The sequence below is a fragment of the Streptomyces viridochromogenes DSM 40736 genome (assembly GCF_000158955.1).
Classification (GTDB): domain Bacteria; phylum Actinomycetota; class Actinomycetes; order Streptomycetales; family Streptomycetaceae; genus Streptomyces; species Streptomyces venetus.
The window spans coordinates 7,020,580-7,042,825 of sequence record NZ_GG657757.1; the positions used below are offsets into that span (position 1 = coordinate 7,020,580).

Below are 22,246 nucleotides of genomic sequence, written 5' to 3' on the forward strand. Positions count from 1 at the left end.
TTCATCGACACGATCACCGTGATGTACGGCCCTCGACGGCGTCCGGGGCATCGTCAAGACCCGCCTGCTGGCCTTCCTGCTGTTCATCGTGGCCCTGCTGATCGGCTCGGTCGCGCTGCCGCTGATGGTGGCCGGGCCGGACGCCGTGGTGCGGATCGTGCCGTGGTCGACGACGGTCGTGCAGGTCCTCTACTGGCCCGTGGTGATCCTGCTGTCGATCGCCTTCCTGACCACGCTGTACCACGTGTCCGTCCCCGTCCGCTCCCCGTGGATCGAGGACGTGCCCGGCGCGCTGGTCGCCCTCGGCATGTGGGTGCTCGGCAGCTTCCTGCTGCGGATCTACCTGACCAGCACCGTCGAGGGCCCGACGATCTACGGCTCCCTGGCCGCGCCCGTCGCCGTGCTGCTGTGGATCGGTGTGTCCGCGTTCGCGGTGCTCGTGGGGGCCGCGGTCAACGCCGCCATCGACCGCGTCTGGCCGGCCGCCGCCACGGCCGCGGCCCGCGAGGCCAACGAGCGGCTGCGGCAGGCACAGGTCGCCGAGTACGTGGCCCGCGCCGCCGCCCAGGGGGAGGCCGACCCCGACATGCCCTCCGAGTTCCCGGAACGCTGGTCCCGCTTCCTGCCGCCGGAGGACGTCTCGGCCCGGCTGCGCGCGCATGTGAAGAGCAGCCATGTGAAGAGCACGCACGCGAAGAGCGGCAACAGCCAGGCCAACGGGGAGGGCTCACCGCCCGCCGAGAAGTGACGCCGGCGCTCCCGTGTGATGCTCGTCGTGCGCGGCGACGCCTGCGTCCTGCCCGACGGGGGCGAGCCGGCGCGGCTGCGGGCCGGAGACCTCGCCATCGCCCGCGGCCCGGACCCCTACACCTGCGCCGACGACCCCGGCACGGCACCGCAGGTGCTGATCCTGCCCGGCCAGGAGTGCCGCTACCCCGACGGACGCCCCCTCAACGGCTCCATGGACCTGGGCGTGCGCACCTGGGGCAACCGGCTCGACGGTGCCACCGTGGTGCTGATCGGCACCTACCCGATGCGGGGCGAGATCAGCGGCCGGCTGCTGGACGCGCTGCCGCCGCTGCTCACCCTCACCACCGACGTGTGGGACTGCCCGCTCACGCCGTACTTCTCGCAGGAGATCGTCCGGGACGAGCCGGGCCAGGAGGTCGTGCTGGACCGGCTGCTGGACCTGCTGGTCATCGCCGCGCTGCGGGCCTGGTTCGCCCGGCCCGAGGCGGAGGCCCCGGCCTGGTACAAGGCCCTCGCCGACCCGGTCGTCGGGGGCGTCCTGCGCCTGCTCCAGGACGACCCGGCGTACCCGTGGACCATCGCCACGCTCGCCGCCAAGGCCGGAGTGTCCCGCGCCGCCCTCGCCCGCCGCTTCACCGCGCTGGTCGGCGAGCCCCCGATGAGCTACCTCACCGGCTGGCGCCTCGCCCTCGCCGCCGACCGCCTCCGCGACTCCGACGACACGCTCGACCGGGGGGCGGGCGGCGTAGCCGGCGTACGAGTGTGAAGCCGGGTGCTGTACGGACACGGTCAAAGCTCGGATAAAGTGCGTGTTGCTTCGAACACCGGAGCTACACACGCTGCGTCAGGCACCTTCGATGTGACCGCACATCATGAGGTGCGGTCACGTTCGCGCTCGTGGGGGACAGAACATCAGCGGCGGCCCGGGGGGCCGCCTTTCGAATGGGGTGGGGAATGGCCGGTCACCGGCTGTCCAAGAAGGGGCGCTACATCGCATGGGCAACGGCCGGCGCCGTTGTCGTCGCCGGCGCCGGAATCGCGGCTCAGACCTCGATGGCCGCGACCGCCTGGCCCGCGCAGAAGACCTTCACGGGCCGTGCCTTCGACACCTGCACCGCCCCCTCGCTCGCCGCCATGAAGGCATGGAAGACCGACGGCTTCTACGGCGGCGCCGCCGTCTACATCGGCGGCAAGAACCGTGGCTGCGCCCAGCCCAACCTGACCGCGTCGTGGGTGAAGTCCGTCAACTCCCTGGGCTGGAAGCTCATCCCCCTCTACGTCGGCGCCCAGCCTCCCTGCCAGACCGGCGGGAACCCGGAGAAGTTCACCGCCTCCACCGCCGCCTCCCTCGGTGCGCGCAACGCCACCGACGCGGTGGCGAAGGCGTCGGCCCTCGGCATGAAGGCCGGCAGCCCGATCTACCTCGACATGGAGCCGTACGACATCGCCGACAAGGCGTGCAACGACGCCGTGCTGACCTACGTGCGCTCCTTCACGAAGACGCTGCGTGCCAAGACGTACCGCGCCGGCTACTACGGATTCAGCAGCTCCAGCGCCAAGGCGATCGCCACCGCGGCGAACAAGACGGACCTGCCGGGCAACCTCTGGTACGCGCTGTGGGACAAGCAGGCGACCACCACCAAGGACTGGCCGTGGGACCCGAAGCTGTTCACCGACCACAGCCGGGGCCACCAGTACATGGTCAACAGCAAAGAGACCCGCAGCGGCCACACCATCACCGTCGACCGCAACGCCTGGGACGCGCCTGTCGCGATCATCGGCTGAGCGTACGGGGCCGGGTCGCTGACGCCGCCGACCGAACGGCCGGGCCACGCCCAGGGGGTGTTCACCGTCCGCCGTCAGCCGCGACCGGACCAGCCTCACCAAAGGTGCACCGGCCATGTCGGGCAGCGGGAAAGGAAGGTTCGCTGTGCCGCGCGTGCACGTCGCGCCGAATCTTTTCCTGGCGTGAGAAAATCAGAACAGCCGTACGAATGCAGAGGTGGGGGATGTGGCCGTTCTGGTACTGCTCGGTGTCCTGGTGCTCGTCATCGGGGGGTGCGTCTGTGTGGTCTGGGCCGAGCGCGGGGGGCCTCGCTGGGTCCGTGTCGTGGCAGCCGTGACGCGTGCCGCGGGCGAGCTGCTGCACACCGCCAGGAAGGCCGGCCGCGGGAGCGGAAACCGGAGCAGTGGCGACGACGGCGACTAGTGCCGCGACAGGCGCTCGCTCCCCAGGGCCCTCACCCGGGCCGGACGGCGTAGCCTCTCACTCATGTACACGCAGAGGGCGTCCCGGCTGGCCGGGGCGGTCCTGTGGACGAACACCCCGGCCGGCGGCGGGGCGGGACGCATCCTGCCCGACGGCTGTATGGACCTTCTCTGGAACGACGGCCGGCTCCTGGTCGCGGGCCCGGACACGCACGCGTACCTGACCGAGGGCGAGCCCAGCAGCTGGGCGGGCATCCGTTTCCACCCGGGCACCGCGCCCGCCCTCCTCGGCGTGCCCGCGCACGAGCTGCGTGACCGTCGGGTCGCCCTCGCCGACCTGTGGCCGGCCTCGGAGGTACGGCGCCTCACGGCCCGGGTGAACAGGGCTACGGACCCGGCGAGCGGGCTGGAGGAGGTGGCCCTGGCATGCGCGTCCGACGCCGGCCCCCCTGATCCACTGCTCCGGCAGGTCGTCGCCGCCCTCGACGCGGGCCGCCCGGTCGCCGCGACCGCCGACGAACTCGGCATCGGCGCCCGGCAGTTGCATCGCCGCTCGCTGTCCGCCTTCGGCTACGGCCCCAAGACACTGGCCCGGGTGCTCCGGATGCAGCGCGCCCTCGCGCTCGCACGTGCCGGAGTGCCGCTCGCGGAGACGGCCGCCCGGGCCGGGTTCGCGGACCAGGCTCATCTGGCCCGGGACGTCAAGGAGTTGGCCGGTGTACCGGTGCGTGCCCTACTGGGCGGCCGGTAGCGGAGCGAACAGGTCGACGCCGTTGCCGTCCGGGTCGGCCACCACCGCGTACCGCTGCCCCCAGAACGCGTCCCAGGGCTTGAGCTCGCCGTGGTAACCGGCGCCGACCAGCTCCTCGTACACCCTGTCCACCTCCTCGGGACCGTCGCACAGGAAGGCCAGCGAGGACCGGCCCCCGCCGGTGGGCGGCTGCCACCCGGCGTGGAACGAGCGGACCGTCTCCTCGGTGTCGAGCAGCAGCCGCAGCCCGCCCGGCAGCTCGGCCTCGGCGTGCGGCTGGTCCTCGGAGCCTTCCGGGAAGGCGAACCCGAGCCGGCGGTAGAAGGTCACGGAAGCGGCCATGTCCGAGACGACGAGGCCGATGGCGTTGAATCGTGCGGTCATGCGGCCACCGTAGGCAGGGCCTGGCGGGCCGGTCTTGAAGGAATCGGACAGCGCGGGCCGCCGGGTGCCGCCTACCGTTCTGCGGACGACCGCTCGTCGAGGACTCCTGGGGTTCCGTGCAGCACCACGCTCCGCTCGAGCGGGACCCGCCCCATGCGGAAGGTGTTCACGGAAGCAGCCGGATCGGCCTTGCCGAACGAGATGCCGAACAACAGCGAACGCATCCCCCCCCGGTCGACACGCCCCCCTGCCCCTGTGACGTGGGGCCCGCTCTCATGCAACGGCCCCACCTACGGCCCCAGGTCAACGCGACCATTTCCGTGCAACGTGAACGCGTGGCCGACCGTCCGCGCCCGCGAGGAGGACGCCGCCCTACACCCGCCGCGCCGCCGTACTCGCCCGTTCCACCAACCGCGTCGACAACTCCGTGCGCGTGCTCTCCGGTTGGTGGCCGTCCATCATGCGCAGCAGCGACCGCAGCGCCGTCGCCGCCATCTCGGACAGCGGCTGGCGGACCGTGGTCAGGGCGGGGGAGGCCCAGCGGGCCTCGGGCAGGTCGTCGAAACCCACCACGCTCACGTCGTGCGGGACCTTCAACCCCCGCTCGGCCAGCGCCTCGTACACCCCCAGCGCCATCCGGTCCGAGCAGACGAAGACAGCCGTCGGCGGCTCGGGCAGGTCGAGGAGTTCCAGCATGCGGCGGCGGGCCCGGCCCTCGTCGAAGCCGGCGTGCCGCACGTAGTCGGCGCGGTGCCGGACACCGGCCGACGCGAGCGCCGAGCGGTAACCGGCGACCCGGGCACTGCTGCACATCGTGCGCCGGTGCCCCGCGATGACGGCGATGCGCTCGTGCCCCAGGGACAGCAGATGCTCGGTGGCCGTCAGACCGCCCTGCCAGTTGGCCGCGCCCACCGACGCGACCCCCTCCGGGGGCTCCTGGACCGGGTCGATCATCACGTAGGGGATGCGGTGCTGCTCCAGCCAGGCGTACTGGGAGCCGCTCAGCTCGGCCAGGTTGAACAGGACGCCGGAGGAGCCCCGGGCGACGAGCTTGTCCAGCCAGCCGCGCTCCGGGCGCCCGGCCCGGTTGCGGGTCAGCGCCGCCGACACCACCACCTCCAGGCCCGCGTCGTGCGCCGCCTCCTCCACCCCGTGCAGCACCGCTCCCGACCACGAGCTCTCTAGCGAGTGCACGACCAGGTCGACGAGCCGGGGTGCCTTCGTCGCGTCGAAGCGGGGTCTGCGCACGTAACCGAGCCGGTCGAGCGCCTCGGTGACCCGGCGACGGGTCTCGGGCGCCACGTCCTCGCGGCCGTTGACCACCTTGGACGCGGTCGGCACCGACACCCCCGCCTCGCGGGCCACGACCGCCAGCGTCGGACCGGCCGCCACGCTCGCACTCGCCGTACGGACCATCGAAGAACCCACCTCTCCGGCCCGCCCGAGGGCCGTGGAAAGTTTCGACCAGCGCTGCTCACGGCGGTCCGGAGTCCCGACCGGGCAGAAAGCGCTTCCTACTCTAGGTGGGGCGCCGGACGGCGGGAAGACGGAAGTGAATTCACGGTTCCCGCCGGTCAAAACTTTCGAAACCTCGAACAAGGGCCCACGGCTTGAGTGTCAGGTCCGGATGAAGCGCGCCGGTCCGGCCGCGCCGGAGTCAGAGGAGAACGGCGAGGGCGAGCCACACGTCCAGGGTGGCGAGCAGGAGCAGCAGGGGAGTGATGCCGATCCCCAGAGTTCGTCACGAACCAGACGCTTCGTTAGATCAGCGCCCACGCCCGGCATCATGCCGCACGAACATCACGTCACGTGAGACGACCTCTAAGCCTTGACAGGTGCGGCCGACCTGGCGGCCTGTTCGATCCTCGCGCAGTAGGCCGCACGGGCTTCCTCGTCGATCTGCTGCTCGTGTTCTGCGCGCACCCCGGTCCGGCCGTCGAGGCCTTCGCGCAGGATATCGGCGTGCCCGGTATGCCGGATGGACTCGCCGAGGACATGGACCAGGATGGCGAACAAGTTCGTGTTGGGGTAAGGCTCCGGCCACCACGGCACGTGGCCGGGGGCGTCGAGGGGAAGCTCGTCGATCGTCGCGTCCGAGTGTTCCCACGTGCGCCGGTAGAACCCGATGATCTGATCGCGGGTCTCGTCCTCGGCCGCCCACAGATCGCTGCCGTCGTAGTCCTGCCACCGGGGCAGCGGTTCCGGGAAAGGGCGGTTGAAGACCTCGCCGAAATACCTGGCCTCGACGGTGGCCACGTGTTTGACCAGGCCGAGGAGGTTGGTCCCGGTCGCTGTCAAAGGCCGGCGGGCGTCGTATTCGGATAAGCCGTCGAGTTTCCAGAGCAGCGCCTTGCGGTCCCGCCGCAGTCTCGCGTGCAGGTTGTCTTTCGCGAATTCATCGATCATGCGGCATGAGCCTGCCATGGGGTGCTCGTGGCCTCAAGATCCCCTACGACGTCCGCAACGGCCGGCAGAGCCGAGGCCCGGGCATGGGTTCGGCACGCTGATGTACGCGAAGTAACCGTGTACGCAGTGCCACCGTGTACGCCGAGTGACGGGTACGCCGAACAGCCCTCTCACCCGCTCGCGCACCGGAATATCGGGCCACAATGAGTTGCTCTGATCTTCACGGTGCACGAGCGCGGTGAGGAGGCTGGTGGACCTATGACGGCAGTCCAGGCAGACCCCGTGGCGAGCACGCCCTACGGCGCCCTCCGGGGCCGCTACGAGCACGGAGTCGCCGTCTTCCGCGGCATCCCCTACGCGGCGCCCCCCTTCGGCCCCCGCCGCTTCCGGCCGCCGGTACCCCTGGAACCCTGGGACGGTGTCCGTGAGGCCGGCTCCTTCGGCCCCACCCCGCCGAAGCCCCCGTACTCCGACGCCTTCGCGCACTACCTCTCGGACCCGGTCGTGCCGGGCGACGACTGCCTCAACCTGAACGTCTGGACCCCGCAACCCGACCCCGGAGCCCGCCTCCCCGTCCTGGTCTGGCTGCACGGCGGCGCCCTGACCAGGGGCTCCTCCGCCGTCCCGGTCTACGACGGCCACGCCTTCGCCCGCGACGGAGTCGTCTGCGTCTCGATCAACTACCGACTCGGCGTCGAAGGCTACGGACTGTTCCCGGACACGCCCCCGAACCCCGGCCTGCGCGACCAGATCGCCGCCCTGACCTGGGTGTACGAGGCCATCGAGGCCTTCGGCGGCGACCCCGGCCGCATCACCCTCTTCGGTCAGTCCGCCGGGGCGATCAGCATCGGCGCCCTCATCGCCGCCCCCCAGACGCAAGGGCTGGTCCGCCGGGCCATCCTCCAGAGCGGCCCGCCCGAGGCGTCCGACCGGGCCAAGGTACGGCGCATGGTCCGCCGGATGGCCTCCCGGCTGAAGATCCCCGCCACCGCCGAGGCCTTCGCCGCCGTCGACCGCGACCTGCTGCTGCGCACCCAGGCCGAGGTGGGCCGGCTGAGCAGCCCGGTCGTCGGCGGCCCCGCCTTCGGCCTCGTCATCGACGGTGACGTCGTCCCGCGTGACCCCCTTCAGGCCCTCACGGACGGCGCCGCGCCCGGTGTGGAGCTGCTGATGGGCTGGACGCGCGACGAGTACCGGCTCTGGCTGGTCCCCGGTGGCCTCCTCGACCGCGTCGACCGCCTGGGAGCCGTCGCCCTGGCCGGTGCCATGGCGCGTTGCCACTGCGGCAGCGAGGTCCCGCGCGGCTACCGCGCCCTGCACCCCGGGGCGAGCACGGCGGAGACCGTCGGCCAGCTCGTCACCGACCACCTGCTCCGCATCCCCCTGCACCACCTGGCCGACGCCCGTACGGAACCCTCGTACGTCTACGAGTTCGCCTGGCCCTCGAACCTCCCCGCCCTCGGTGCCTGCCACGCCCTGGAGCTCGGCTTCGTCTTCGACACCGGGGAGGCGCCCGAGTCCCGGAAACTCGCCGGGGAGGGGGCGCCGCAGGAGCTGGCCGACGCGATGCACGCGGCGTGGGTCCGCTTCGCCACGGACGGCGACCCGGGCTGGGAACGCTGGGACGCGTCCCACCCGGTCCGGATCTTCGGCGACCGCGCCCCGGACGCCGAGAACGGCCTGGCCTACACGGCGTACGGCCCACGGGACCGTGAACTCGCCCTCTGGGCGACGGCCGCGGTCCCGCCCTCTGAGGAACTCACACCGGCGTCCCGGTCAGCCTTGCGACGGCTCCGTCGGCACTGAGGAGAGGAAGGCGGTCCAGGCGGCGGGGGTGACGGTGAGGTGGGGGGTGGTGGGGGTTTTGCTGTCGCGGATGTGGATGGCGGAGGGGTGGGTGGCTACTTCGAGGCAGTTGCCGCCCTCGTCGCCGCTGTAGGTGGACTTGCGCCAGGCGTAGGCGACTTCGAGACAGGCGCCGCCTTCGCTGCCGCTGTAGCTCGATTTGAACCACTCAAGTGCGGTGCCGCTCATTGCTCTCCCAGAAGACGGTCCAACATGGCCCTCGTCTCCTCCGTGTTGAGGGCCTGTGTTCGCAGCATCGCATACTTCTGGGTAAGGATCCCCACCCCGTCGGGGTCGGCGATCAGTTGGCTTCCTCGGTGGGTCTCCATGTAGGCCAGCCGCTGGTGCTCGGGGGTCTCCAGGAGAATGAATGGGCCATCCAACCCGGCGTGCGAAGTGCGGCCCAGCGGCAGAATCTGGAGCGTGATGCCGGGGACTTCTACGTACTGGCGCAACCTCCGTACCTGTTCGACGTACACCGCATCCCCGCCCAGGTGGTCCCGCAGCGCTGCTTCCCAAATGACGAAGCTCGTCGTGGGTGGCACCTTGCGGTGCAAGATCTCTCGACGCTCAATGCGAGCTGCCACCAACTGCTCAATCTGGTCCTCGTCGTACACAGGAACGCGGCTTCGGAAGACCGCCCGCGCATATGATTCCGTCTGAAGCAGGCCGGGCACGGCGAGGCCCTCGTACCAGGAGATCGCAATAGCCTCCCGCTCCCGATCCAGGTACTCCTCCGCCCACAGCGGGATGAGATCCACCTCCGGCATCTCCGACAGCGCAGCCACCAAAGCCCCCTTGGTGTCCAGCAGTTGGTCCAGCTGCTCGGCGAGATCCGGCTTGAGTGGCCGTCGGCCCTGCTCGATCGACGCGATCTGTTGCTCGCCGACGACGAAGATCTCCCCGAGAGACCTCTGCGTGTGCCCGGCGGCCTCCCGGAAGAGGGCGAGCAGCGCGCCCACCATCTTCATCGCCGAGGCGTTCCTGCGTGACCGTCGTGACCGTGTCGTGGTGCTCATGGCGGCGAACTCCCCACCCGTGCGCGTACTTTCACCGTCGCGCACTCGTACAAAGCAGCTGTACGGATGCGCGCTCTGTTTCATGATGGCCACGGAGTGTGACTGTCGTCCCGTGAACGACGAAACTCCACTCCTGCACCAACCCCCCTCTCCGCGCGAGCGGTTCTACCGCCGGGAGCGCCAGTCCGTACCGGCCGCACGGACGTTCGCGCGAGACGCGCTGCGGGACTGGGGAGAGTGCGGGCGGGCCGACGACGTGCTGTTGTGCGTGAGCGAACTGGCGACGAACGCCTTGGTGCACGGCGTGCCGCCCGGCCGGGGTTTCCTGCTCAGGCTCGTGCCGTACGGCGAGGGCGGCGGCGTACGGATCGAGGTGCACGACAGCGGCGACGGCGGTGTGCCGATGCTGCCGCGGCAGGACGAGGGAGAACCCCGCGAGGGCGGACGCGGACTGCTGCTGGTGTCGGAGCTGGCGGACAAGTGGGGCGTGGGGCTGCGACACCCAGGCAAGATCGTGTGGTGTGAGTTCGCGGGTCCTGGTCACCGCTGATTCCTCAACGGCCGACCGGGCGCGTCTGGTCGCCAAGCTCGAGGCTGACCCGGCCGCGTCGGCGGCCCTGTGGGCCGCTGCCCGGTCCTTACGTCACGGCGGCCCGTCAACTCTGGGGGCGACGAGATAACAGTTCGTCCCCCAGGTCCCGGCGGGGAACCCGGCAATGAGGAAGGCCCGGATTTCGGCGACCCCACGGCTCAGGAAGGTTCATGTCCGGCCGGGGATCAGGGACAAGGAACCTGAGAGGCAGCGCAGGCCACGGGAGACGGTCCAACAGGTCCCGCGAGTCTTTGGTGGGACCATCCCTGCGGGTGCGGGGAGCAGGGTCAGCATCTCAGGTCTCACGCGGTGGCTCCGGGACCATCCCCGCGGGTGCGGGGAGCAGCGGCAGGTGGTCCGCATCAACTCGCGGCTCGGGGGACCATCCCCGCGGGTGCGGGAGCAGCGGCGCACGCGGCGCGCGCACACGTTGGCCGTGGGACTATCCCCGCGGGTGCGGGGAGCAGATCGGACGCCAGCAGGTTTTCGAGGAATGAGCGGGACCATCCCCGCGGGTGCGGGGAGCAGCCGTTCCTGCTGGGCATGGTGGTCCACCCCCAGGGACCATCCCCGCGGGTGCGGGGAGCAGCGGCCGGTCAAGGCGCGGCACCTGAAGCTGGAGGGACCATCCCCGCGGGTGCGGGGAGCAGAGCCGGGTCTGGATGGCCCGCTGGTCGTTGAGGGGACCATCCCCGCGGGTGCGGGGAGCAGCCGGGTCCGACCCTCGCGCCCGACGTGCAGGTGGGACCATCCCCGCGGGTGCGGGGAGCAGTGAGGTCTCAGGCCCCTCCACCCCTTTCTGGCGGGACCATCCCCGCGGGTGCGGGGAGCAGTGCGGGTTCCCGAGGTCCTTCAGCCAGGCTTCGGGACCATCCCCGCGGGTGCGGGGAGCAGCCGTCCACCGTGTTGTGCCTCGGGGCGGGAGGGGGACCATCCCCGCGGGTGCGGGGAGCAGGCGGCCCCTTCGTTCGTTACGAGCCACTCGTGGGGACCATCCCCGCGGGTGCGGGGAGCAGGAGGAGCGGTACTTCGAGACCGACGAGATCGCGGGACCATCCCCGCGGGTGCGGGGAGCAGGAATCGGGGATTTCGATCTCGAAATGCTTGTGGGGACCATCCCCGCGGGTGCGGGGAGCAGCTGCTGTTCGGTTCGGCGTTCGCTGTCGTCTGGGGACCATCCCCGCGGGTGCGGGGAGCAGCAGTACACCCCCGCCCGCTACGGCCGGCCCCCGGGACCATCCCCGCGGGTGCGGGGAGCAGGACTGGGTGACCTGCGGCTTTACTGGTGACGGGCGCCATTTCTGAGTACTTTCATTGAACCCGGCAAATGGGTCATAGGTGCATCGATGTGCATCAACCCCTCCCGAAGCGGCGGCGTTTGGCGGCCTTGCTCCAGCCGGATGGTGGCCCGTTCCTTGGGGCCTTGCCGGAAGCGGGAGCGTTCGGGTCGGGGCGGTGGATCAACGTGACGCCCTCGTGGTCGGTCGGGTGCCAGGCGTGGTCGTGGGTGCGGAAGGTGAAGCCCTGCTCGTTGTTCGTGGTGTGGGCCAGCAGAGCGCGGCCCTGCCCCGCGTACTGCTGGACCTCCTCCCAGAGCACGTCGCGGATCCGGGCCGAGGGACTTCCCACGAATACGCCGGCGGAGATCTCAAGCAGCCAGCGTGTGAGGAAGCCGCGTAGTCCGGCCGGGCAGTTGGTGAGGACGATAACGGTCACCAGAGCTCGTCTCCGTAGTCCTCGGGCCCGTCATGGTTGACGCCGGAGGCGACCTGGTGGCCGTGGTCGCTCTGGAGCGTGACCACATCCCGGTCGTCACCGGGGTCGGAGGATCCGGTCGTCTCCGGCAGGAGGAGGTGTTTGATGTCGTCGACGCACCTGTTCAGTAGGGAGGTTTCGTTGATGCGGTCCCGCAGTGCACGGCGAGTGCGGGGGCCGACGTCCTCCTCGTCCTGAGCGGCCACGTCGAAGGCGAGCGGGATGCCGATCTCCGTCTTGTAGAGGTCGGCCACATCCAGGACGAAAGACAGTTCGTGGCCGGAGTGGATGAAACCGAGGGCGGGGCTGCATCCCAAGGAGGTGACGACGGCATGGGCGATGCCGTACATGCACTGGGCGGCGGCCGTGACGGCCTGGTTGACGGCGTCACCGCTGGTGAAGTCGCCGGGAACATAGCGGCGGCCCCGCCAAGGGACGCCGGTGCGGGCGGCCTCGGCTCGGTAGCAGTCCTTGACCCGCCTTCCCTCACGGCCGAGGAGCTCCTGCCGGGTCAGCCCGGCCGGATCCTCGTCCGGGAAACGCAGCCGGTACATCTCGCGGGCCACGGCGAGGCGGCTGCGCGGGTTGGCCCACTGCCGTGCCTGGGCCTCCATGAGGGCGGAGGAGCGACTGAGTGCGCGGCCGGAAGCGTAATAACGCACGCCGTGTTCACCGACCCAGCAGACTGCCGCACCGGTCTCGCCCAGGACGCTCATGGCCTGGTGGGTGACGCGGGTTCCGGGGCCGAGGAGAAGCGTGCCGATGGTCGCCGAGGGGATGTGGGTGGTGCCCTCCGCGTCCTGGGCCGTGATGGCGTTCGCGTCGCGATGGACCGTGCAGCGTTCCAGGTAGACGAAGGAGAGGCGCTCGTCGGCGCGGGTGAGCTGCCGGGGAGTGAGTGCCCGGCGCTGGGAGACCGTGCTCACGGTGTCCGCCGGGCGGACTGGGCAGGGGGTGCCAGGGTGAGGAGGCCGCAGCCGTAGCCGCGGGCCCGGCCGATGCCCTGAGTGAGGGCGCGGCGCAGGGCGTCGGGGTCGGTGACCTCCAGCTGCCCTTCGAAGGTGGCGGTGACGATCGTGACCGGCTTGTCCCGACGTCCGCCGGAACCATGGGACTTGCCGAAGGAGAGGGACCGTGTGTCCTGTACGGCCAACTGGTAACGGTCCCCGGGGTGGGGGCGGTTGTGGTGGGTGGTGCCCTCGGGAAGGAGCCGTCGGTCCGCCGGTTTCTCGCAGATGCGGAAACCGAGGCGCTTCTGACGTTCCTCGTCGAGTAGCCAGCCCATCTGGTGAACGGGCGTGAGGTGAGCGGTGAGCTTGCGAGGCTCGCCCTCCTTGCGGCGGACGGTGTGCACGGGGTTCGCAGTCAAGCGGAAGGCCCAGCGATCGCCGGCGGCCAGCCGGTCGAGGAGCGGGGCGTAAGGCCGGGTCTGCCAGCCGGGGTTCTCGGGGCCCGCGGCGGCGGGCCATCCGGCCTGCTCGACCAAATGCGTCAGGTCGGGACGGTCGGGGCTGACGATGTACAGCAGTACCTCGGCGCGGGCCCGCTGGTCCAGACGCCACAGCACTCGCGGGGCGTCGGGCTCCGGGGTGTCGGAGGGCAGGAGGTGAGGGAAGGACGACATGACCGCCGCGTGCATGGCCTGAGGTGAGGACAGGAGGCGGCGGGCGCCGGGCCGTGCGGTGTTGACGCGGAATCGGGAGATGAACATCAGGCGCTCTCATCCTCCAGGCCGTCAAGGCCGTCAAGGCCATCAAGGGCGTTGAGGGCGGCGAACGGATCGTGTGCGTCGTCCTGTGGGTTGCCGCCGCCCGACGGGATCGGAGTGGCCACGGGGACGGTGACGACGGTGCGCAGCGCGTGCTGCCGGTGGGCGGCGTCGAAGCTCACCGGCTGGTCGCGCAGGACGTCCGCCCCTGCGGCGGGCTCGTCGGTGGCCGTCTCGCGCAGCACGGTCAGCGTCTGCGGGGTCCGGTGGCGCCTGCGGTACCAGGTGGAGGCCTGCCAGGGCACGCTCGTCAGTACGTCTTCGAGGCGGGCATCCTCGTGCAGTCCGAGATCCACCGGTTCGGAGGGCGGGCATGAACGCCGGCCGAGGTACGGCGGGTATGCCGGGGCGAGCAGAGCATCGCGCAGGCCGGTGAGCAGGGTCTGGTCGCCTTCGACGGCGGCGACGAAGACGGCGTCGGCGAGGTAGAACCGTTCGGACAACGGCATGGACACGCCGCTGACGCCGTGATGGGCGGTGTGGAAGTCCCGGATACGGGTGCCGGGTTGGTCGATACGGACGCCGAACCGGAGTGCCGCCAGCGGGGCGAGAGCTGTGTCGTCGCCGCGTTCGACGCCGGCCGCCGCGGCGAGCAGGCCGACGACGCCGCTCTTGGTCGGCGCCGATTCGGTGGTGCGGCGGGTGAAGCGGGAGGAAGCCCCCCACGACTGCAGGGGGCCTGCCAGGCGAAGGACGAGCACGCCGGTGCGGCTCATACGGGCTTCTCCATGCGCTCCGCGACGGCCTGGCCGACAGCTGTGGCGAGTTCGCGCAGCGTGCCGGTCTCGGTGCCGAGCTCGGCGAGCTTCTGCGTGGCGGGGCCGACGCGCAGTACCCAGGTGAGGGTGGTCTCGGGATCGCCGTAGGCGCGTTCGACGTCGGAGGCGTAGGCGGCGAGCCGGTCGGCGGCTTCGCGCAGGTGCCCGCCGCCGTCGCTGCGGACCGGGTCCTCGAAGGCGGCGACGCAACTGATCGGCCGGGTGGTGCGGAGCTTGACGACGACGGCGTCGGGCTCAGTGTGGTGCCCGAAGGTGTTGATCTTCCCGGTGGGCAGAGAGGAGACGAAGGCCTGCACGAACGCCTCGACTGCGCGGCGTACCGGTTCGGTGCGTGGTTCGTCGTCGCGCAGGCCTTGGCCGAGGTTGGCGGCGAGCTGGTGCACGCCGAGGGCGGCGTAGCGGTAGAGGGTCGCGGAGTTGAAGTCGACGGTGCCGATCATTCCGGCGCCGGTCTCCTCCTCGGTGTTCTCGTCGTCGACGGCCGTGTAGTAGTCGGACTCGTTGTCGACCCGGTGGACGCTGAGGGCGTGTGCGACCTGCACGGCGGCATCGACGTTGATGTCGGCGATGTCGGCGACCATCCGGCCGAAGAGAGCGATGTCCACGGAGTGACGGGTGTCCGCGAGCTCCTTGGCCCGGGCCTTGTTCTCCTTGGTCTTCAAGAACGCCGTGATGTCGGCGGCACCGTCGAGGGCGAGGCGGGCCAGACCGTCGAGTTGCCGGGAGCTGAGGAAGACCAGGTACTTGCTTTCGGGAGCGGGTGCGGCGCCCCCGTCCTTCTTCGCCTGGTCGGCCTTCCGTTTGGGGACCTCGGTCTTGAAGCCCGCGGCCTTGACCGTCTCGTCGGCGAGTTTCAGTGCCGTCTCACGGTCGACGGATGCGTCGAGCCCGGTGATCCGGTCGGCCAGGAGCTCCACGACCTTCTTGGTCCGCACGCCCAGCTCGGCGGGATCGAGCAAGTGCTCATCCCTGAAGTAGGTGCGGATGGCCCGCTTCCACGCCTGGCTGGAGACACGGGCGCGGGGGACACCGCCGTAGACGGCCGTCTTGGGCGCGCCGGTGTCGTCCCGGTTGAGGTTGCTGGGCGGAACGGTCTGCAGGGCGTGCACGTCCAGGAAGATGCGGTTCACGAGGCGTCCTTGTCGGTGTCCGGGGTGGTGTTCTCGTCGGTGGCCGGCCGGCGCCGCTGCTCGTGGAAGGAGCGGCCCCACCGGCGGCGGACGGCGGCGGGCCCGTCGGGCCACTGCCAGAGGTAGAGCTGGCCGGTGAGGAGCGCGTAGTCGAGCGGGATGTCGTCGCGGCGCAGCAGGGCGACGATGTCGCGCAGCCGTAGCGTGAGGGTGACGAGGTCGGGGGCGGTACCCGCGCGGACCAGACGTTTGCGGACGGGTTCGTCGATGCCGTCGATCGGCATCAGTTGCCGGACCGCCGCGCCCAGGCCACCCGGCCGCTCACGGGTGTGCCGGCGGTGCATGGGGACGCCGCGGGACTGCTGATGGAACGCCCACAGGGTGAGGGCCGCGTGCAGCCCGTTCTCGGCACGGACCAGCTCCGGCTCGCTCAGCGGCCGCGTCCCCTCGGCCGCGGTGTGCAGTGGATCGGTGTCGATCAGACTCCAAAGGTCGGGCGTCTCGCCGGCCTCGCGGCCCGCGCCGCGACGCAGGCGGGCGAGAGCCGCGACCGCCGAAGACCTGTCCTTGAGGTAGCACTCTTGCCAGGAGCCGATGTGTGCGGCGGCGAGGTCCGCGACCCGCCGGTGAACCGGGACTGGAGTGGGCGGGGCTGGTGTGGATGCGGTGGTCATACGTGCACCTCCGGCGCGGTCTCGGCGTGATCGGTGTCCGGCGGTCCGGTGGGACTCGGCCCAGGCGGGCCGTCGTCCGCCGGTGCGGTGGCACCTCCGCCGCTGCTCGCAGAGCCCGGATGACCGGGGTCGCCCAGCGCCCTGGCCAGCCGCCGCCGGAACCACACGTCGGCGAGGCCCGCGTTCAGCCAGTGCGTGCCGCCCTTGTTGTCGGTGTGGGCCCGTCCCTCCCAGGCCGCATCACCCGCGGCGTCGACGAGACGGTCACCGAGACGCCCCACCACCTCGCGCACCTGCCGCTGCCACGTCTGCCGGTACTCGAAGGGATCGGGAGCCTCCGCCATGGCGGACAGCCAGCCGCGGTACGGCTGGTCCAGCGCGTCGAATCCCTCGACACGGGCCGCGGACTTCGCCCCCTCCTGCTCGGCTCCCGTCGCTCGGGCCAGGTCAGAGGCGAGGTCCCCCAGGGCTCGTACGGCCCGGTCGGCATCCTCGGCCGCGGCGATGGCCTGGTGGGCATACGTGGGGTCCTGCCTGTGAAGCAGGATGATCGGCATCACCAGGCGGTCGTCGACAACCTCGTCGATCACGGACTGCTGGGTCCCGTACCGGACGCCTGCCACGCGGGCACGGACGAGGAAACGGCGCGGGAAAAGCCCTTCGGCCACCAGCCGGGCCACCCACTCGAGGATTCGCGGGCGCAGACGCGAGGGTGCCTCAGCGCCGCCGGTTTCCTCCAGCCGGTCTGCGAGGAGGGCGGCGATACCCCGCCAGGCCGAGCGGGCCGGATCGTGTTCCAGTGGCAGGTACACGGGTGACCGCCCTAGCTTCTTCTCCTGCGCTGGGCTGCGCCGCCAGGGAGTCATCGGCTCACTGCGGTGCATGTTCCGCCAGGCGAGCGGATCGCCGTAGCCGAGGACGACACCGTGGACGCCGTCCGCGTCGTAGTGCAGCCGCACCCGGCGTGACTGCCAGGTGTACAGGTCACGGAGACCGGTCGTGGAACGCCCGTCGGAACCGGGCCCGCAAGGCTCACGGCGCCAGGCCGGCCGGTCGCCGGGGGAGAACTCGAGCCCTTCGGTATCCGCTGCCACCAGGTTGAGCAGCAGGGTCTCACGCAGTGTTTCGCCCTCCACGAAGACGCCGCCCAGCCCGCCCGCCCAGCCGGTGCCGAGCGGGTAGACCTTGCCGCCCTTGGCCCGGTCGTCGCCGGTCATCCCGGTCTTGATACCGGAGGTGTCGAAAGCATGGACGTGGACGACCCAGCGGGCGGCTTCGGCGGGGGTCAACCGTTCCACGCCCGGCATCCGTGCGCTGAAGAACGGTTCCCCGGCGGGCACGTCGGCCACGATCCGGTTGAGGGAGAAGACCTCGTCCCTCGCCGTGCGCAGCCCTGCGGTCTGGAGAAACGGCGTGACCGGGTGGAAGAGGTCGAACCGCTCGCGGTGCTCCCCCAGATACGCCTGGACAGGGGTGAAGCAGTCGGGGTCCTCCCACAGCTCCGCCCACTCCTCGATGTCCTTGGGCCCGTCCAGGGCGTCGTGCGCGACGGCCAAGAAGAGACGGATCAAGGCGAATTCCTGAGTGGCCAGATCGCTCGTGACCCGTCGTAACTCGCCAGCGCGGGCGAAGATCTGACGTAGCGACAACTCGTCCTGAGAGCCGTCACTCCGTAGCACCTGGACCCACGGCCGACTGGTCAGATCGAAGGACAACGCCCCGTCCGCACCGGCGCCAGTGGAATCAGTCGTCTGCGTCACGGGTCACCTCGAGGCCGTCTTCAGGGCAGTACCGGAGCGAGAATCCTGCCAGGCGGGTCTGACAATCCTCGTCGAGAGCGAGAATCAACTGGTCGGAGAGCCAAGGGCAGTCCTTGCCCTGCCACTTGGGCAGGTACAGCTGCTCCAGCTCCTCGATGGCCCGGTCCATGATCTCCCCGGAGAACTGGAGGGGAAGCCGCAGTCCGCAGCTTGCGGCCGTACGAGCCGCGAACCGAGTCGGCGTCGCGTCCTGCGGCAGTTCGATGCCGGCGCGCTGTCGCTTCCCGCGGTCCGGCATGAGCCACGGCAAGGTGGCGAGGCTTCCGTCACCGCGCCGCTGCACGACGACGACTTCCAGGCTGTCCCGGCTGTCGCGGACCTGGACACGCCCGGTGGGAGTGTCGTCCGTGTCACCCACCCCGGCGGCGACCCAGCCGAACAGCGGCCGCCCCGGTTTGCCGACGTCTCCCAGACGGAACACGGCGGCGCGCTCAGCCTGGTCCTCGAGCTGTCGCTCGAACTGCTCGCGTGCCTCCTTCATCACGTCCTGCCAGTGTTCAGGCCCGACCGAACCTTCTCCGTACGCTCGTTGCACGAGCGGGCTGATGTCCGCCGGGAGTCGTACCGGTCGCCGGGCCCCGCCGTCGAGGTGGGGGAGGAGCACCGCGGCCGACCGCAGCAAGGTGTGCCGCCCGTACACGGCGACCGACCCCTGTACCGGGGCGGGCACGTCCGCTGTCCAGTCGGCTCCCGTCACCAGGCAGCGCGCCGTCCGCAAGGGCGCGGGCCGCTCCTTTTGGTCCTGTCCACGCTGGTGGCGGTGCAGGCGGCCCGTGCGCTGCAGGAGCAGATCGACAGGGCACAGGTCGCTGACCAGCAGATCGAAGTCGACGTCCAGGGACTGCTCGGCGACCTGGCTGGCCACCACGATGTGCCGGCCCGTGGGCCTGTCGTCCGTCTTTTCCGGAGGCCCGAAGAGACGGAGCAGGGTGCTGTCCTTGTCCGCCCGGTCGAGATCGACGAAGCACGAGTGGGCGACGGTCACGTTCTCGGCGCCGAACCTGTCGCGCAGCGCACGAGCGGTTTCGAGCACCCGTCTGACCGTGTTCCGGATCACCAGGACGCACCCGCCGTCGGCCAGTTCGCTCTCCAACCGGTCGGCGAGGACGTCCAGGTCGTCGGCGAGCCGCTCGACCCGTACCTCCGTCGATCGCGCCGACGCCTGCGGACGGCGGACCAGCGGGGCTCCGCCCGGTGCGACTGCGGTCAGCAGCGGGTACGCGTCCGATGGAGTCGTGTCCTCAAGGGCGACCGCATCGGCCCGGCCGGAGTACGCCGCGACGAGTTCACGCCTGCGTGCGGCCGGCAGGGTCGCGGACAGCACCACCACCGGGACCCTGTACGCACCCAGCCAGGAGAGCACTCGGTCCAGGTACACGCTCATGTAGGTGTCGTAGGCGTGCGCCTCGTCGATGACGACGACCTTCCCTGCCACGGCAAGATGACGCAGCGCCAGGTGCCTGCTCTTCAACCCGGCGAACAGCAACTGGTCGATGGTGCCCGCGACGAACGAGGCCAGCATGGCCTTCTTGCGGCCACGCAGCCAGGCATGCGCCACGAGTTCGGCACCCGCGCGGTGCTGTCCGTCGCGCTGCTGTCGAGACGTGGGTGCCGCGTCATCGACACCGACGGACACGACCCGTCCTGCGCGGCCCATCAGGTCGACGAAGTCCTCGTTGAGAGCGGCTTTGGAATGGGCCAGGTGCACCGAGCGGCGAGATCCCGCCACGCCTGGCAATCGGTGCAGCCATTCGAGGAGGCGGGGGAACATGGCGTTGCCGGTGGCCATCGTGGGCAGGGCGAAGAACACTCCCCCTGCACCCGAGCGCGCCGCGAAGATCTCGGCCACGGCGAGCGCCGCCTCCGTCTTCCCCTCGCCCATCGGCGCCTCGACGATCAACAGCCCTGGCGTCTCCGTCTCCCGGGCGAGTGTCACGGCCGCTTCCTGGACAGGACGTATCTCCGCTCCTGGCGGCAGTTCGAACCGGGAGGCGAACAGCTCCTGAGCGCTTGGGCCCGCCTCTTCGGCCCGCCAGGGGTCCGGCAGGTCCAGTTCCTGCCAGGCCGCAGCAAGTCGCTCCTGGTCATTGTGGGAGGCACCGTCGGGAAAGTACGGAAAGAGGTCCGGATTGCTCGCGACCCAGTCTGAGACGATGACCAGCGCGGTGAGCAGCACCTGCACCGGCTGCGGCAGCCTGACCGCCCGCCAGCTCCCCAGCAGTGCCGCCACCCCGAAACGCTCGGCGCAGGCGTCGAGCAGTTCGGTCTGCACTTGCCGCCAGACCCGGTTGCTCGCACCAGGAGTGCGCAGCAACTCCTCATGCTCGTACAGGGCCTTGATCTGGCCGTGTTCGGGCGGCACACCATGATGTCCCCCCACAGCGACCGTGAACTGCCCGGTCCGAGCAGGCGCCCACCCGTGTCGTTCCTCCAGCCACTCACCCAGCAGTACCTGTCCGGCCAGACCGTGTGGCGCGATCCGGCGGTCCGGCCCCATCGCTCTCGCCGAGCGCATCTCCAGCCCTTGGTCGCGCATGGTGTCGGCGAGCTGATCGACCTGGCAGGCGAACGCCGGTGTGGCCTTGCCGATGTCGTGCACACCGGCGAGCCATACGGCGAGGGCACGTGCGTCCGATTCGCCCTGGGGCAAGCCCTCGGCCACCAGCCGCCGTACCCCTACGGGCAGCCACCGGTCCCACAACAGGCCGGCTACCGCGGCACTGTCCTCCATGTGCCGCCACAACGGCAGCCAACCATCGGTGTCACGGTCATGCTTGGCCCACACCGACCGAGCCGGCTCCCCGAGCCGAGGCAACAGATCGGAACGAGCCCTCCCCCCAACGCTCATGAGTGATTGATACAGGGAAAATCCGGCTCCACACGCCAAAACAAGCAAATGGAAGAATCTGCAGGAAGACAGCACTCGTGAGACGTACGATGATTGGCTCGCCCGCGAGCCGATTAGAAGCACCTGCGAGTCTAGATGTCGCCATGTGTCGCATTTGCCGAAATCTGCAAAAGTTGGTGAAAGTGCGTCTTGGTGGCAATAAACCCCCAGGCCAGACAGTCTGCTCCCCGCACCCGCGGGGATGGTCCCGTTGGACTCCATCGCCGAGCCGGGGTACTTGGCTGCTCCCCGCACCCGCGGGGATGGTCCCGCCTGAAAAATGGGCTTGAGGATGACGTCCCACTGCTCCCCGCACCCGCGGGGATGGTCCCTTCGGCTGCTCCATCGCGAGATCGGCCAGGACCTGCTCCCCGCACCCGCGGGGATGGTCCCCCCAGAACCTTGATCATCTTCCGGGCAGGGCCCTGCTCCCCGCACCCGCGGGGATGGTCCCGCCACCGTGCACTGGGGCGACAACGAATCCACCTGCTCCCCGCACCCGCGGGGATGGTCCCATCTATCTCGGGGCGCCCATCAGGACGATCGGCTGCTCCCCGCACCCGCGGGGATGGTCCCAAGGGCTTCCAGCGGCACCCCCGGTGCGACTGCTGCTCCCCGCACCCGCGGGGATGGTCCCAGCTCGCGCTTGGCGGTGGTCGCTCCCGTGATCTGCTCCCCGCACCCGCGGGGATGGTCCCCGTGGCCCGGTTATCGGCGCCATCGGGCTCCGCTGCTCCCCGCACCCGCGGGGATGGTCCCGCCTTCCGCAGAGCCAGGGCCTCAGCGCACTTCTGCTCCCCGCACCCGCGGGGATGGTCCCCAGATCTTGGCGTTCTTCGGGCGCAAGGGGTCCTGCTCCCCGCACCCGCGGGGATGGTCCCATCAACGTTGCGGCCGCGCTGACGACGGCGAACTGCTCCCCGCACCCGCGGGGATGGTCCCGGCCACGGCTCCGGCGTGACCCGCGCCCAGGCCTGCTCCCCGCACCCGCGGGGATGGTCCCGGTCTGATCCGCGGCCTGAAGGCGAAGCAGAACTGCTCCCCGCACCCGCGGGGATGGTCCCAGCTCGTTCACGCCGGTCGCGCCCGTGCCGACCTGCTCCCCGCACCCGCGGGGATGGTCCCTGCGTCGGCTGCTCGCCCAGACGGCCCGCGGCCTGCTCCCCGCACCCGCGGGGATGGTCCCGTGTACACGATCGAGGGCAACACGGCCAACGTCTGCTCCCCGCACCCGCGGGGATGGTCCCACGCCGCCCTGGCCCGGCCCGTCGGTCTCCAGCTGCTCCCCGCACCCGCGGGGATGGTCCTCAGCTCGGGCGGCACGGTGGCGAGGCTGCAGACTGCTCCCCGCACCCGCGGGGATGGTCCCGGGCAGAAGAGCCCGCCGTCCGGGCCGGTCCGCTGCTCCCCGCACCCGCGGGGATGGTCCCTCCTCGACGTCCTCGGGCTGCTGCCCAAGCACCTGCTCCCCGCGCCCG

General features: G+C 70.7%; 18 protein-coding genes, 2 pseudogenes and 2 CRISPR repeat arrays (1 of these 22 cut by a window edge). Of the genes and pseudogenes, 7 read left to right on the top strand and 13 right to left on the bottom strand.

The window, feature by feature from the left end; all coding sequences use genetic code 11:
- From SSQG_RS30765 to SSQG_RS30785, 5 genes and pseudogenes are all read left to right on the top strand, one after another.
- Positions 1-748 (top strand): annotated as a pseudogene (locus SSQG_RS30765) (YihY/virulence factor BrkB family protein); the annotation flags it as partial.
- 15 nt (positions 749-763) lie between these two features.
- Positions 764-1,477, top strand: a pseudogene (locus SSQG_RS43565) (cupin domain-containing protein); the annotation flags it as partial.
- A 227-nt stretch (positions 1,478-1,704) separates the two neighbouring features.
- Entirely contained in the window at positions 1,705-2,535 is an 831-nt protein-coding gene (locus SSQG_RS30775) for a glycoside hydrolase domain-containing protein (protein ID WP_003993850.1), read from the top strand.
- 217 nt (positions 2,536-2,752) lie between these two features.
- Positions 2,753-2,959, top strand: a complete 207-nt coding sequence (locus tag SSQG_RS30780) for a hypothetical protein (RefSeq protein WP_003993851.1) — start codon at positions 2,753-2,755, stop codon at positions 2,957-2,959.
- 63 nt (positions 2,960-3,022) lie between these two features.
- Positions 3,023-3,709 (top strand): helix-turn-helix transcriptional regulator, encoded by a 687-nt coding sequence (locus tag SSQG_RS30785; RefSeq protein WP_003993852.1) that lies wholly within the window; start codon positions 3,023-3,025, stop codon positions 3,707-3,709.
- On the opposite strand, the gene SSQG_RS30790 is transcribed toward SSQG_RS30785, so the two are convergent.
- The 3 genes from SSQG_RS30790 to SSQG_RS30800 all read right to left on the bottom strand — a co-directional run bounded on the left by SSQG_RS30790 (position 3,692) and on the right by SSQG_RS30800 (position 6,499).
- Positions 3,692-4,093 (bottom strand): VOC family protein, encoded by a 402-nt coding sequence (locus tag SSQG_RS30790; protein WP_003993853.1) that lies wholly within the window; start codon positions 4,091-4,093, stop codon positions 3,692-3,694. The genes SSQG_RS30785 and SSQG_RS30790 overlap by 18 nt on opposite strands.
- A gap of 372 nt (positions 4,094-4,465) precedes the next feature.
- Positions 4,466-5,509 carry a LacI family DNA-binding transcriptional regulator gene (locus SSQG_RS30795; protein ID WP_003993855.1) on the bottom strand — a complete coding sequence of 348 codons (1,044 nt, stop codon included), beginning with the start codon at positions 5,507-5,509 and terminating at the stop codon, positions 4,466-4,468.
- A 405-nt stretch (positions 5,510-5,914) separates the two neighbouring features.
- Complete coding sequence (locus SSQG_RS30800) at positions 5,915-6,499, bottom strand: DinB family protein (protein ID WP_003993856.1); 585 nt, start codon at positions 6,497-6,499, stop codon at positions 5,915-5,917.
- A gap of 258 nt (positions 6,500-6,757) precedes the next feature.
- Here SSQG_RS30800 and SSQG_RS30805 point away from each other — a divergent pair, with 258 nt between their 5' ends.
- Positions 6,758-8,305 (top strand): carboxylesterase/lipase family protein, encoded by a 1,548-nt coding sequence (locus SSQG_RS30805; RefSeq protein WP_039933995.1) that lies wholly within the window; start codon positions 6,758-6,760, stop codon positions 8,303-8,305.
- Here the strand turns inward: SSQG_RS30805 and SSQG_RS30810 are convergent.
- Positions 8,276-8,533 carry a DUF397 domain-containing protein gene (locus SSQG_RS30810; protein ID WP_003993858.1) on the bottom strand — a complete coding sequence of 86 codons (258 nt, stop codon included), beginning with the start codon at positions 8,531-8,533 and terminating at the stop codon, positions 8,276-8,278. The genes SSQG_RS30805 and SSQG_RS30810 overlap by 30 nt on opposite strands.
- The gene (locus SSQG_RS30815; protein ID WP_039935547.1) at positions 8,530-9,363 is read right to left on the bottom strand and encodes a helix-turn-helix domain-containing protein; all 834 of its coding nucleotides are present in this window, start codon (positions 9,361-9,363) and stop codon (positions 8,530-8,532) included. Before SSQG_RS30815 ends, SSQG_RS30810 begins: the two co-directional genes overlap by 4 nt.
- 85 nt (positions 9,364-9,448) lie before the next feature.
- Between SSQG_RS30815 and SSQG_RS30820 the strand changes: the two genes are divergently transcribed.
- Positions 9,449-9,913 (top strand): ATP-binding protein, encoded by a 465-nt coding sequence (locus SSQG_RS30820; RefSeq protein ID WP_078506953.1) that lies wholly within the window; start codon positions 9,449-9,451, stop codon positions 9,911-9,913.
- A 480-nt stretch (positions 9,914-10,393) separates the two neighbouring features.
- Positions 10,394-11,215: direct repeats of the CRISPR family, unit length 29 nt; unit sequence GGGACCATCCCCGCGGGTGCGGGGAGCAG.
- A 93-nt stretch (positions 11,216-11,308) separates the two neighbouring features.
- Here the strand turns inward: SSQG_RS30820 and cas2e are convergent.
- The 8 genes from cas2e to cas3 are packed head-to-tail and all read right to left on the bottom strand — an operon-like array spanning position 11,309 to position 20,612.
- On the bottom strand, positions 11,309-11,671 hold the full coding sequence (gene cas2e / locus SSQG_RS30825; RefSeq protein ID WP_039933997.1) for a type I-E CRISPR-associated endoribonuclease Cas2e: 363 nt from the start codon (positions 11,669-11,671) through the stop codon (positions 11,309-11,311).
- Complete coding sequence (gene cas1e, locus SSQG_RS30830) at positions 11,668-12,636, bottom strand: type I-E CRISPR-associated endonuclease Cas1e (protein ID WP_003993863.1); 969 nt, start codon at positions 12,634-12,636, stop codon at positions 11,668-11,670. Before cas1e ends, cas2e begins: the two co-directional genes overlap by 4 nt.
- Positions 12,633-13,421 (bottom strand): type I-E CRISPR-associated protein Cas6/Cse3/CasE, encoded by a 789-nt coding sequence (cas6e, locus tag SSQG_RS30835; protein ID WP_003993864.1) that lies wholly within the window; start codon positions 13,419-13,421, stop codon positions 12,633-12,635. Before cas6e ends, cas1e begins: the two co-directional genes overlap by 4 nt.
- A complete protein-coding gene (cas5e, locus tag SSQG_RS30840; protein WP_003993865.1) occupies positions 13,421-14,194 on the bottom strand; it encodes a type I-E CRISPR-associated protein Cas5/CasD in 774 nt (257 codons plus the stop codon). The genes cas6e and cas5e overlap by 1 nt, the downstream gene beginning before the upstream one ends.
- On the bottom strand, positions 14,191-15,387 hold the full coding sequence (cas7e, locus tag SSQG_RS30845; RefSeq protein WP_003993866.1) for a type I-E CRISPR-associated protein Cas7/Cse4/CasC: 1,197 nt from the start codon (positions 15,385-15,387) through the stop codon (positions 14,191-14,193). The genes cas5e and cas7e overlap by 4 nt, the downstream gene beginning before the upstream one ends.
- On the bottom strand, positions 15,384-16,061 hold the full coding sequence (casB, locus tag SSQG_RS30850) for a type I-E CRISPR-associated protein Cse2/CasB (protein WP_003993867.1): 678 nt from the start codon (positions 16,059-16,061) through the stop codon (positions 15,384-15,386). The genes cas7e and casB overlap by 4 nt, the downstream gene beginning before the upstream one ends.
- Entirely contained in the window at positions 16,058-17,821 is a 1,764-nt protein-coding gene (gene casA / locus SSQG_RS30855; RefSeq protein WP_003993868.1) for a type I-E CRISPR-associated protein Cse1/CasA, read from the bottom strand. The genes casB and casA overlap by 4 nt, the downstream gene beginning before the upstream one ends.
- Entirely contained in the window at positions 17,805-20,612 is a 2,808-nt protein-coding gene (gene cas3, locus SSQG_RS30860) for a CRISPR-associated helicase Cas3' (protein WP_244299307.1), read from the bottom strand. Before cas3 ends, casA begins: the two co-directional genes overlap by 17 nt.
- 337 nt (positions 20,613-20,949) lie before the next feature.
- Positions 20,950-22,246: a CRISPR direct-repeat array (repeat unit 29 nt; unit sequence CTGCTCCCCGCACCCGCGGGGATGGTCCC) (it continues 257 nt past the right edge of the window).